The organism is Curtobacterium sp. MCLR17_059 (genome assembly GCF_003234665.1).
Taxonomy (GTDB): Bacteria; Actinomycetota; Actinomycetes; order Actinomycetales; family Microbacteriaceae; genus Curtobacterium; species Curtobacterium flaccumfaciens.
The window spans coordinates 364,894-376,799 of the sequence record NZ_QKSU01000002.1 but is presented as its reverse complement, the minus strand read 5'-3'; the positions used below and the strand labels follow the sequence as shown (position 1 = coordinate 376,799).

General features: G+C 70.9%; 12 protein-coding genes. 7 read left to right on the top strand and 5 right to left on the bottom strand.

Annotation, left to right across the window (positions count from 1 at the left end; translation table 11 throughout):
• The first annotated feature begins 209 nt into the window (after positions 1 to 209).
• The 3 genes from DEJ12_RS05510 (at position 210) to DEJ12_RS05500 (ending at position 2,542) form a co-directional block, all read left to right on the top strand.
• Entirely contained in the window at positions 210 to 1,046 is an 837-nt protein-coding gene (locus DEJ12_RS05510; RefSeq protein WP_111029309.1) for a Sir2 family NAD-dependent protein deacetylase, read from the top strand.
• 76 nt (positions 1,047 to 1,122) lie between these two features.
• Positions 1,123 to 1,761: a histidine phosphatase family protein gene (locus DEJ12_RS05505; protein ID WP_111029288.1), complete on the top strand. Its 639-nt coding sequence runs from the start codon at positions 1,123 to 1,125 to the stop codon at positions 1,759 to 1,761.
• A 49-nt stretch (positions 1,762 to 1,810) separates the two neighbouring features.
• Positions 1,811 to 2,542: a hypothetical protein gene (locus DEJ12_RS05500; protein WP_111029287.1), complete on the top strand. Its 732-nt coding sequence runs from the start codon at positions 1,811 to 1,813 to the stop codon at positions 2,540 to 2,542.
• Positions 2,543 to 2,670: 128 nt separating this feature from the next.
• Here the strand turns inward: DEJ12_RS05500 and DEJ12_RS05495 are convergent, their stop codons facing one another.
• Positions 2,671 to 3,741: a glycosyltransferase family 1 protein gene (locus tag DEJ12_RS05495; RefSeq protein WP_111029308.1), complete on the bottom strand. Its 1,071-nt coding sequence runs from the start codon at positions 3,739 to 3,741 to the stop codon at positions 2,671 to 2,673.
• A gap of 5 nt (positions 3,742 to 3,746) precedes the next feature.
• Positions 3,747 to 4,739 (bottom strand): alpha/beta fold hydrolase, encoded by a 993-nt coding sequence (locus DEJ12_RS05490; protein ID WP_258370542.1) that lies wholly within the window; start codon positions 4,737 to 4,739, stop codon positions 3,747 to 3,749.
• 113 nt (positions 4,740 to 4,852) lie between these two features.
• Between DEJ12_RS05490 and treS the strand changes: the two genes are divergently transcribed.
• Together treS and DEJ12_RS05480 are read left to right on the top strand one after the other, a co-directional pair.
• On the top strand, positions 4,853 to 6,562 hold the full coding sequence (gene treS, locus DEJ12_RS05485; RefSeq protein WP_071403984.1) for a maltose alpha-D-glucosyltransferase: 1,710 nt from the start codon (positions 4,853 to 4,855) through the stop codon (positions 6,560 to 6,562).
• A 35-nt stretch (positions 6,563 to 6,597) separates the two neighbouring features.
• Entirely contained in the window at positions 6,598 to 7,344 is a 747-nt protein-coding gene (locus DEJ12_RS05480; RefSeq protein ID WP_258370541.1) for a 3'-5' exonuclease, read from the top strand.
• Positions 7,345 to 7,523: 179 nt separating this feature from the next.
• Here the strand turns inward: DEJ12_RS05480 and DEJ12_RS05475 are convergent, their stop codons facing one another.
• The 3 genes from DEJ12_RS05475 to glgA form a co-directional block, all read right to left on the bottom strand.
• Entirely contained in the window at positions 7,524 to 7,772 is a 249-nt protein-coding gene (locus DEJ12_RS05475; protein ID WP_017887280.1) for a type B 50S ribosomal protein L31, read from the bottom strand.
• 102 nt (positions 7,773 to 7,874) lie between these two features.
• On the bottom strand, positions 7,875 to 8,657 hold the full coding sequence (locus DEJ12_RS05470; RefSeq protein ID WP_017887279.1) for an ABC transporter ATP-binding protein: 783 nt from the start codon (positions 8,655 to 8,657) through the stop codon (positions 7,875 to 7,877).
• A 9-nt stretch (positions 8,658 to 8,666) separates the two neighbouring features.
• Positions 8,667 to 9,866 carry a glycogen synthase gene (gene glgA, locus DEJ12_RS05465; RefSeq protein WP_071403766.1) on the bottom strand — a complete coding sequence of 400 codons (1,200 nt, stop codon included), beginning with the start codon at positions 9,864 to 9,866 and terminating at the stop codon, positions 8,667 to 8,669.
• 47 nt (positions 9,867 to 9,913) lie between these two features.
• On the opposite strand from glgA, the gene DEJ12_RS05460 reads away from it, so the two are divergent.
• Positions 9,914 to 11,155, top strand: a complete 1,242-nt coding sequence (locus tag DEJ12_RS05460; protein WP_071403983.1) for a glucose-1-phosphate adenylyltransferase — start codon at positions 9,914 to 9,916, stop codon at positions 11,153 to 11,155.
• A gap of 112 nt (positions 11,156 to 11,267) precedes the next feature.
• Positions 11,268 to 11,906: a phosphoserine phosphatase SerB gene (gene serB / locus DEJ12_RS05455; RefSeq protein WP_111029286.1), complete on the top strand. Its 639-nt coding sequence runs from the start codon at positions 11,268 to 11,270 to the stop codon at positions 11,904 to 11,906.

Genomic DNA, 11,906 nt, shown 5'->3' with positions numbered 1-11,906 from the left:
GTCCGGCGGGCCTGGGCCGGCGCGGGTGCGGGCTGCCGCGGGTGCGGGCTGCCGCGGGGCGGGTCCGGGCTGCCGCCGGGCGGGTCCGCCGAGGATGCGCTCCGCCTGGGAAGCGACCGGGACGGTCGGGTGTTGAGGGTACCGTGAACAGGGTGCTGGATGATGCTGCGTCGACGACCGGACCGACCACCGGGGCGGCCGCCGGGTCGGTGACCGCAGACGACCTGGACCGCGTCGTCGAGGTGCTCGCGGGCAAGCGGATCGCCGTGCTCTCCGGTGCCGGCCTGAGCACCGACTCCGGAATCCCCGACTACCGCGGTGCCGGGCGGGTGGTGCGCAAGCCGATGACGTTCCAGGAGTTCCTGGCCGACCCCGCGAAGCGCCAGCGCTACTGGGCCGGATCGCACCTGGGCTGGCGGAGCTTCGCGGCCGCCGTGCCGAACGACGGACACCGGGCGCTCGCCGCACTCGAGGACGCCGGGATCGTCGCCGGGGTCATCACGCAGAACGTCGACGGCCTGCACCTGCGCGCCGGCTCCCGCCGCGTCGTCGAGATCCACGGCTCGATGGACCGCGCCGTGTGCCTGCGCTGCGGGCAGGTCTTCTCCCGCTCCGACCTCGCCGCCACCATCGACCGCGAGAACCCCTGGATCGACGAGCCCGGGTCCGTGCAGCTGCAGCCGGACGGCGACGTCGAGATCACCGACGTCGAACGGTTCGTCGTACCCGCGTGCACCGTGTGCGGCGGCGATCTGAAGCCCGACGTCGTCTTCTTCGGCGAGTTCGTGCCGGCCGAGAAGTTCCGCGAGGCCGTGTCGATCGTCGCCGATGCCGACGCGCTGCTCGTCGTCGGTTCGTCCCTTACCGTGAACTCGGGCGTGCGGCTGGTCGACCACGCTGCGCGCCGCAAGAACCCCGTGGTCATCGTGAACCGCGGCGAGACCCGCAGTGACCGGCGGGCGGCCGTGAAGCTCGACGCCGGCACCACCGAGACGCTCGTGCACCTGGCGGAGCGGCTCAGCGCGGCGGCGGCGTCGACCGACTAGCCGGTCGCGGCTGGACGGGCCTGCGCGGTCGCGGTTCCCGGACGGGGCTGCCGTTCGCGTCTGCGAAGATCGACGGGTGACGACCCTCCTGTACCTCGTCCGGCACGGCGAGACCGACTGGAACGCGCAACGCCGCATCCAGGGCTCGACCGACATCCCGCTCAACGACACCGGACGACGGCAGGCCGCCGAGGCCGCCGAGCTCCTGACCCGTCGGCCCTTCGACGCGGTCGTCGCCTCCCCGTTGTCCCGTGCGGCCGAGACGGGCGCGATCATCGCCGACCGCCTGGGCATCGACGCACCGACGACGTACCCGGGCCTGGCCGAGCGCTCCTACGGCGAGGCCGAGGGCCTGACCGACGACGAGGTGTCGGCACGGTACCCGCACGACGACATCCCCGGTCGGGAGTCCCGCTCCGCGCTGCTCGCCCGCGTCACCGAGACGCTCGGTGAGATCGCGGTCCGGTTCGATGCCGGTGTCGTCGTGGTCGCGACCCACGGCGCGGTGATCCGCAGTGTCGTGAATGCCGCAGCCCCCGGCACCGCCGACCGCCGCAACACCCCGATCCGCAACGGGTCCATCCACTCGTTCCGGTGGGACCCCGAGCGCTTCCACGCCGAACTCGTCCGGTTCGACGACCCGATCGACGACGTGTCCGACGCCACCGGAGGGTCCGCGTTCGAGTACCAGAACCCCTTGGAGCGCCGGGGCTGACCGGGGACTAGGCTCCGACGCACCCGCACACCGGGGTGAGGGGAGCCACATGTCCGACGACGGAACCAGCCGACACGGTCAGCACGCCCTCGACCAGCAGGCCGACGATCTCGACCGGGTGTTCGGTCCCGAGACGGCCAGCGTCCCCACCCGCACCCGGGCCCGCACCTGGTTCATCATCGGCGGCAGCACCCTCGCGGTGGTCGCGGTCATCGCCGTGGTGCTCGGCTCGATCATCGGGAGCGTCCAGAACGGCATCGGCGGGGTCTTCCCACGGCCGGACGTGGCGCTCGACCGGTTCGACACGCGCGTGCGTGCGCTGCCCGGCGTCACCGACGTGCGGCACCACGCCCCGTCGAAGACGGCGTTCGCGAGCTACGACGCCATCGCCTCGGTCCGGGCGGACCCGTCGCTCGACATCGCCGCCCGGCGTGACCTGGTCGCCGCCATCAGCCGCGCAGCCGACGAGTCCGGCGGCAACGGTGTCCGCGTCGTCGTGGTCGCCGACCTCGGCAACCTGGAGATCGGCGTCACCGGTGCCGGGGAGGTCGCGGCGAAGCGCCTGGCACTGGCGGACACGCTCGACCACATCGGCGGTGTGACGGAGGTCCGTTGCTCGTGGGAGCGCGGCGGGGATCCGTCCGACGCCGCACGCGACCAGTCGATCGTCGTGCGGACCCCGGGTCGGGGTGCAGCGGTGCCGCCGATCGTGTCGCGGGTGACCGAGGAGACGCAGAAGGTGTTCCCCGGGGCGGACGTGCAGGTCATCGCGCCGGAGTGACGGTGTGGTGGTCGCGGAGTCGTCGAGCGTCCGACGTGGAACGACACGGTCGACGTCGTACGACATCGACATCGTCGTTCCGCATCGTCACGAACCGCAAGCGCCCGCACCCGGCCCCGCACCCGCCCTCAGCCCCGCCGGTCCCCCACGGCCCGCTCGACGGCCCGGACGACCTGCTCCGCCGAGTCCTGCCACCGGAACCGACCGGCACGCTGAATCGACTGCCGCGAGGCCTCGTCCCACCGTTCCTCGACCCGCCGGACGGCCGCGGCGACCGAGGACGGCGACGCCGGGTCGAAGTACTCCGCCGCCGAGCCGCCGATCTCCCGGAAGATCGGGATGTCACTGACGACGACCGGGGTCCCGACGCCCATCGCCTCGACGAGCGGGATGCCGAACCCCTCGTCGTACGACGCGGTCGCCAGCGCGGTGGCCGAACGGAGCACGGACAGGTACTCCTCGTCGGTGGCGCCGTCGTGGAACACGATCGTCCCCGTGGGAGCCAGCGCCTCGAGCCGTGCACGGTCGGCGTCGGACACCCGCGACATGCAGTGCAGCGTCCAGTCCGCCCCCAGGAGCGGCAGCGCCGCCGCCAGGGTCTCGACGTTCTTGTACGGCATGAACGAGCCCATGTAGACGAGCGAGCGTCCACGTGGCGCTCCGGCCACCCGCGGTGTCGCCGGGTCGGCCGCGTTGTAGGCGACCGTCACGGGTCGCTTCGTCAGCCGGTGCTCGGCGATCAGCCCGGCGGTCGTCTCGGACACCGTCACCACCCCGTCGGCGCCGTTCAGCAGGAACCGCTGCGGCGCCCAGGACAGGTGGAACGCCCGCCAGCCGAGCCGCAGCGGCCACGAGAACTCCCGCGGGGGCGTGCGGTTGCGGTAGTAGATCAGGTCGTGCAGCGTCAGGACGAGCGCGTACCGGCGCCCCCGTGACCCCATCGTCTGCATGGGCGAGAACACCGCGTCGAGCCCGAGCCGGTTGACGCGCCGGGCGACGAGCGGCTCCCCCGCGTCCGTCGGCGCGGGCAGCAGCTCCCACGGCAGGTCCCTCGGCAGCGACTCGAGCTGGCGCTCGTCGCTGACGAGCAGCACGTAGTCGTGCCGGTCCGGCAGGTGCGCGACGACCCCGGCGGTGAACCGGCTGATGCCGTCGTGCCGACCGATCCGCACGTACCGGCAGTCGATGCCGATGCGCAGGCGCGTCACGACGCGTCCGCCGTCCGGGAGGCCCGCCCCGCCCCCGACGGTCGGCTGTCCGTCGCGGCCGCGCCGCGTCCAGTGCGTCCATGGCGTCCCGCACGCCCGGTCGTGTCCGCCATCCGGCGGAGCACGGCCGCCGCGGCCGGAGCCGGCGTCTCGTAGTGCACCAGGTGGCCGACCCCCGGGATCACGACGAGCTCGGCGTCACGCAGCCGCTCGGCGAGTGCGCGCTGTTCGGGGACGGCGGTGATGTCGTCGTGCTCGGCCGCGACGAGCAGCACGGGCACGTGGATGCGGTCGGCGTACTCGGAGACGTCGTGGGTGACCGAGGTGCGGAACGCCTCGAGCACGCTCGTGCGGTTCGCGAAGGCCGAGAAGTACCGGTCGTGCTGGTCGTGCACCCATCGACGGACGGCGGGGTCGTGCGACTTCAGCATCGCGATGCTCATCGCCCGGACGATCGCGCCGTTCCGCAGGATCCCGAGCCCGATCGGCTTCGGCAGGACCGCGCCGGCGCGGTAGTACCCGATCGCGATCGCGGTCCCGACGGCACGCGGTCCCTGCAGTGCCGGGGCCGCGATGGGGTTGACGAGGACGAGCAGCCGGGTGTCGAGCCCGGCGGCGACGGTGGCCGACACCACGATCGATCCGAACGAGTGCCCGAGCACGACCGTGTCGCGGCCGAGCCCGAGCGCGGCGTGGAACCCGGTCAGCCAGGCCACGTACGCGTCGATGTCCGACACCGGCAGCGGGTCGGACACGCCGAAACCGGGCAGGTCGGGCACGATCACACGGACACCTTCGAGGTGCGCGGCGATGGTCTCGAGCCCGTGGTGGTCCCCGCGGAACCCGTGCACGGCGAGCACGGTGCGATCCGCATCCTCGGGCCCGTAGACCCAGTAGTGCGTGGTCCGGCCGTCGACCTGGACGGCCCGGTGCACGACCGGGGTGGCGGCCATCAACGACTGGTACGGGGAGAGCACGGGCGGTTGCATCCGCGCCAGTCTAGGGAGCGAACCGCACGAAACCCCGGACACCCGCAGCATCTCGCGCCTATCGTGTCCGGGGCGGGCCGTCGACCGGTCCGTCGATGACGACGAGGAGCACGGTGACCTTCACAGCCCCGATCCAGCTGCCCGGCCTGACGCTCGACCCGCAGTGGTACAAGCGCTCGGTCTTCTACGAGTGCATGATCCGGTCGTTCGTCGACTCCAACGGAGACGGCATCGGCGACATCCAGGGCGTGATCGGCAAGCTCGACTACCTGCAGTGGCTCGGCGTGGACGCCCTGTGGCTACCGCCGTTCTTCCAGTCGCCGATGCGCGACGGCGGGTACGACATCGCCGACTACCGGGCGATCCTGCCGGAGTTCGGCACGCTCGACGACTTCCGCGAGCTCGTGACGAAGTCGCACGAGCGGAACATGCGCATCGTGATCGACATGGTGATCAACCACACCAGCGACCAGCACGAGTGGTTCCAGCAGTCCCGCGAGGACCCGGACGGCCCCTACGGCGACTTCTACGTCTGGCGGGACACGGACGAGGACTACTCCAACATCCGCATCATCTTCGTCGACACCGAGGAGTCCAACTGGACCTTCGACCCGGTCCGACGCCAGTTCTTCTTCCACCGCTTCTTCTCGCACCAGCCGGACCTGAACTTCGAGAACCCCGCGGTCATCGAGGCGATCTACGACGTCGTCCGGCACTGGCTCGACATGGGCGTCGACGGGCTCCGGCTCGACGCGATCCCGTACCTGTTCGAGTCGGAGGAGGGCAACGGCGAGGGCGAGCCGGAGACCCACGAGTTCATCAAGAAGCTCCGCGCGATGGTCGACGACGAGTACCCCGGCCGTGTGCTCCTGGCCGAGGCCAACCAGTGGCCGCGCGAGACGGCGGCGTTCTTCGGCACCGACGAGGAGCCCGAGTGCCACATGGCGTTCGACTTCCCGGTGATGCCGCGCATCTTCTACTCGCTCCGGGCACAGCACGCCGCCGAGCTCAAGGCGATCCTGTCCGAGACGCTCGACGTGCCGGCCAGCGCGGCGTGGGGCGTCTTCCTCCGCAACCACGACGAGCTCACGCTCGAGATGGTGAGCGAGGAGTACCGGCAGGCGATGTACGGCTGGTACGGCTACGACCCGCGGATGCGCTCGAACATCGGTATCCGCCGACGCCTCGCTCCCCTGCTCGACAACTCGCGCGCAGAGCTCGAGCTCATCCACGCGCTGCTGTTCTCGCTGCCCGGTTCGCCGTTCCTGTACTACGGCGACGAGATCGGGATGGGCGACAACATCTGGCTGCCGGACCGCGACTCGTCGCGCACGCCGATGCAGTGGACGCCGGACCGCAACGCCGGCTTCTCCACCGCTGACCCCGGCAAGCTCTACCTGCCCGTCGTGCAGTCGCTCGTGTACAACTACGCGCAGGTGAACGTCGAGGCGCAGCTCGCCCAGTCGCGCTCGCTGCTGCACTGGGTCCGGAACGTCATCCACACGCGCAAGGCCCACCCGGTGTTCGGCCTCGGGTCCCTGCACGTGCAGGAGACCTCAAACGACTCGGTGCTCGCCTTCGTCCGCTCGTGGGAGGGCTCCGGCCAGCAGTTCGGCCCGTCCGCCGAGGACGTCCTGTGCGTGTTCTCGTTCGCGACGAACCCGACCTCGGTCACGATCTCCGCGCCGGAGTTCGCGGGGCGCCCGCTCTACGACCTGTTCGGCGGCAGCTCGTTCCCGTCGTTCGACGAGGACGGCACCGTCACGCTCACCATGGGCACGCAGTCGTTCTACTGGCTGCACGTCGGCGCGCCGACCCGGTAGTCGGGGGTGTCGGTGCGTCCCGTTAGCCTGACCGCGTGACGTTCCCCACAGCACAGCTCGACGCGCCCGCTCCGACCCAGGACCTCACGGGTCGGCCCTGGTGGCACGCGCTGGGCGTCTTCGACCTCGAGACCACCGGGGTCGACGTCGAGACGGCCCGCATCGTCACCGCCCACGTCGGGCTCATCGACATGACCGGGGCCTCCATCGTCGAGGGTGCCTGGATCGCGGACCCCGGCGTCCCGATCCCGGAGGGCGCCGCGGCCGTGCACGGCTACACCACCGAGCGTGCCCAGGCCGAGGGGCGTCCCGCGGCCGAGGTCGTCGCCGAGATCATCGCCGCGATCGAGGCCGTGTTCGCCCGGGGCATCCCCCTGGTGATCTACAACGCCCCGTACGACCTCACCGTGCTCGACCGCGAAGCGAAGCGGCACGGGTTCGCCTCGCCCGTCATCGGCAACGTCGTCGACCCGCTGGTGATCGACAAGGCGCTCGACACCTTCCGCAAGGGCAAGCGCACGCTCGAGGCCGCGTCCGAGCTCTACGGCGTCACCCTCGACGACGCGCACGACGCCGGAGCCGACGCGATCGCTGCCGGGCGTGTCGCCCAGGCCATCGCGGGCAAGTACCCGGACGAGCTCGGCATCTCCGCCGAGGAACTCCACCGCAAGCAGGTCGGCTGGTGCGCCGAGCAGGCCAGCTCGTTCCAGGACTACATGCGCAAGAAGCGCGACCCGACGTTCACCGCCGACGGCCGCTGGCCCCACCGCAACGGCGCCTGACCGCGCACTGCCCCTTCGCACAGCACCGGTGTTCGCGCACCGAACACCCGCAGAACGCGGTGTGACGCGCGAACACCGGTGTCTTGTGTCCGAGTACAGCGCCGGCCGGAAACGCCGCACAACGCGAACGGGCGGCCCTCCCGGAGGAGGACCGCCCGTGGGCGTTGCGTGGGGGCTGCTTACTTGCTGAAGCCCTTGAAGCGCTGGTTGAACTTCTCGACGCGACCGGCCGAGTCGAGGATGCGCTGCTTGCCCGTGTAGAACGGGTGCGAAGCGGACGAGATCTCGACGTCGATGACCGGGTAGGTCGCACCGTCGAGCTCGATGGTCTTGTCGCTGTTCGCGGTCGAACGCGTCAGGAACGTCTCACCGGAGGCCAGGTCGCGGAAGACGATGGCGCGGTACTCGGGGTGGGTGTCGGTCTTCATGGAGATTCCTCGATAGCGGTGATGGGATTGCGCGAACTGCGCGGGAAGTCGTCGGCTTGCGCCAGCCGTCCACGATACCAGAGAGACGGCGGGATCGCAGCGCTACGCGGCGCGTGCCGTGTAGCGACCGGCGTCCTTGGTGACCGAGAGGTCGATGCCGAACGCCTCGGTCAGGGTCTGGTCCGTCAGGACCTCGTCGATGGGGCCGGCGGCCTGTACGTGGCCGTCGGCGAGGACGAGCGCGTGGGTGAAGCCGGCCGGGATCTCCTCGACGTGGTGGGTCACGATGACGATGGCCGGCGAGTCGGCGCTCTGGGCGTAGCCGCCGAGGGTGCGGACGAGGCTCTCCCGGGCACCGAGGTCGAGCGACGCGGCCGGTTCGTCGAGGAACAGGATCTCCGGGTCGGTCATCACGGCACGGGCGATCTGCACGCGCTTCTGCTCGCCGTCGCTCAGGTCGCCGAACGTGCGGTCGGTGAAGGACCCCAGGCCCCACTCCTCGAGCACGCGCTGCGCGCGACGGACGTCGAGCTCCTCGTACTCCTCGTTCCAGCGGCCCGTGACCGAGTACGCCGCGGTGAGCACGACGTCGATGACCTTCTCGGTCACCGGGATGCGACGGGCCAGCGCGGTCGACGCGAAGCCGATGCGCGGGCGGAGCTCGAACAGGTCGGCACCGCCGAGTTCGGTCCCGAGCACCTCGACGTCACCCGAGGTGGGGAACGTCTGGGCACCGGCGACCTGCAGCAGCGTCGTCTTGCCGGCGCCGTTCGCGCCGAGCACGACCCAGCGTTCGTCGTCCTGCACCTCCCACGAGATCGCGTCGAGGATGGTGGCCCCGTTGCGGACCACGGAGACGTCTGACAAGCGCACGACCGAGGGCATGCGACCAGCCTACGGGTTCTGGCCGAGCACCCGGTCGTAGACCTGCCGTGTCCTGGTGGCGATCGCGTCCCAGGTGAACTCGGTCTCGACACGGAGCCGTCCGGCGCGTCCCATGAGCTTCGCCAGCCCCTCGTCGGCGAGCACCTCGGTGAGGGTCGCGGCGAGGTCGGCCACGAAGCGGTCGGGGTCGGTCGGGGTGCCGGTGCCGTCCTGCACCTGGTCGATCGGGACGATGCGACCGGTGAGCCCGTCGGCGACGACCTCGGGGATGCCCCCGGTGCCGGTGCCGACGACCGGGATGCCGCACGCCATGGCCTCGAGGTTCACGATGCCGAGCGGCTCGTAGACCGACGGGCAGACGAACACGGTGCCCGAGGACAGCACGTTCACGATCTCCTCGTGCGCGAGCATCCGGTCGATCCAGACGACGCCTTCACGTTCCGCGCGGAGGCCCTCGACGAGCTCGGTGACCTCGGCCAGGATCTCGGGGGTGTCCGGCGCGCCGGCGCACAGCACGATCTGCACGTCCGACGGCAGCGACGCCACGGCACGGAGCAGGTACGGCAGGCCCTTCTGGCGGGTGATGCGTCCGACGAACACGACGCTCGGGCGCGTCGGGTCGATGCCGAGGGCGCGCACGGCGTCCTCGTCGACGGTCGGCTTCCACGCGTCGATGTCGATGCCGTTGTAGACGACGTGGACCTTCGCGGGGTCGATCGACGGGTACGAGCGCAGGATGTCCGCACGCATGGCCTTCGAGACCGCGATGACGCCGTCGGCGTGTTCGAACGCCTCGCGCTCCATCCAGCTGGACAGGCGGTAGCCGCCGCCGAGCTGCTCGGCCTTCCACGGGCGGAGCGGCTCGAGGCTGTGGGCGGTGACGATGTGGGGGATGCCGTAGGTCAGCTGCGCGATCCGGCCCGCGGAGTTCGCGTACCAGGTGTGCGAGTGCACGAGGTCGGCGCCCTCGACGTCGGCCGCGATGGCCACGTCGGTCCCGAGGGCCTGCAGCGCGCCGTTCGCCTGGCCGAGGCCGTCCGGGGTCCGGTAGCCCCACACGTCGGGTTCGTCACGGAAGGCCCCGAAGGCCCGGACACGGACTTCCGTGTCCGTCCCCGACCGCAACGCGGCGGTGAGTTCGGACACGTGGACACCCGCTCCGCCGTAGACCTCCGGCGGATACTCCCTGGTCAGCAGATCGACTCGCACTGGTTCAACGTAACCGGTTCCCAGTGCTGACGCCTACTGTGAGCGGCATGGCACCAAAGAAGGTCTTCGGCATCGTGCTCGCCGGCGGCGAGGGCAAACGACTCATGCCGCTCACGGCCGATCGCGCGAAGCCCGCCGTCCCGTTCGGCGGCAACTTCCGTCTCATCGACTTCGCACTGTCGAACTTGGTCAACTCCGGTCTGCAGAAGATCGTCGTCCTGACCCAGTACAAGTCGCACAGTCTCGACCGGCACGTCGCGGAGACGTGGCGCATGGAGGGGCTGCTCGGCTCCTACGTCGCGTCCGTCCCCGCGCAGCAGCGGCTCGGCAAGCGCTGGTTCGCCGGCTCGGCCGACGCGATCCTGCAGTCGCTCAACCTGCTGCGCGACGAGCGGCCCGACATCGTGGTCGTCGTCGGTGCGGACCACGTGTACCGGATGGACTTCCACCAGATGGTCGAGGCGCACATCGCGTCCGGCCGCAGTGCCACGGTGGCGGCGATCCGTCAGCCGATCGGGCTCGCCGACCAGTTCGGCGTGATCCAGGTGGCCGACGACGACCCCACGAAGATCGAGGCGTTCCTCGAGAAGCCGAAGGACGCGATCGGTCTGGCCGACTCCCCCGGCGAGATCCTGGCCTCGATGGGCAACTACGTCTTCAACGCGGACGCCCTCGTCGACGCGGTCCTGCGCGACGGCCAGCTCGAGACGTCCGCGCACGACATGGGCGGCGACATCGTCCCCGACTTCGTCAACCGCGGTGACGCCGGGGTGTACGACCTGCAGCGCAACGAGGTCCCCGGGTCCACCGACCGCGACAAGTACTACTGGCGCGACGTGGGCACGATCGACTCGTTCTTCGACGCCCACATGGACCTCATCGCCCCGGTCCCGGTCTTCAACCTGTACAACCAGGACTGGCCGATCTTCAACCAGCAGACGAACCTGCCGCCCGCGAAGTTCGTCCGCGACGCGAACGGCAACACCGGGTCCACGGTGGACTCGCTCGTGTCGCTCGGCTGCCTGGTGTCGGGTGCGCAGGTCGAGCGCAGCATGATCGGGCCCTGGTGCTCGATCGACTCCGGCGCGAAGGTCCTCGACTCGATCGTGTTCGAGCGCGCCACCATCGGCGCCGGCGCGGTCGTCAACCGCGCCATCCTCGACAAGGACGTCGTCATCGCACCGGGCGCGCAGGTCGGCGTCGACCGCGAGGCCGACGAGGCACGCGGCTTCACCGTCACCGAGTCGGGCATCACCGTGGTCGGCAAGGGCGTCCGCGTCGACGCATAGGCACGCCGCGTAGGGAAGCAGACACCCGGGGCGCAGCCCCGGACGGACGGCCTGGAGGCACGGCTCGCGTCACGGACGCGGCCGTGCCTCCGCCAGTCGGTACCGTTGGTGCGTGCCCCGCTTCCTCGTCGTCCTCGATGCCGATTCCACGCTCCTCGAGGACGAGGTGATCGAACTGCTCGCCGACAGCGCCGGGACCCGGCCACAGGTGGCGGCGATCACGGAGCGCGCCATGCGCGGGGAACTCGACTTCGCCGAGAGCCTCCGGGAGCGTGTCGCGACCCTTGCGGGCCTCCAGGCAGACGTCTTCGTCCGTGCACAGCAGTCGGTCCGTGTGACGCGGGGCGCCGACCAGCTCGTCCGTGGGGTGCACGCCGCAGGCGGCACCGTCGGCGTGGTGTCGGGCGGGTTCCACGAGGTGCTCGACCCGTTCGCCGAGCAGCTCGGCCTCGACCACTGCCGGGCGAACCGCCTCGAGGTCACCGACGGCGTGCTCACCGGCCGCGTGCTCGGCGACGTGGTCGACGCGCACGCCAAGGCCGTCGCGCTCCACGAGTGGGCGGACGCCGACGGGGTCGACCCGGCACGGACCATCGCCATCGGCGACGGCGCGAACGACCTCGAGATGATGCGCGTCGCCGCGCTGTCGGTGGCGTTCGACGCGAAGCCGCGCGTGCGGGAGCAGGCGGACGTCGCGGTCGTCGACCGTGACCTGTCTGCCGTGCTCGCGACGCTCGGTCTGCGCGGCTGA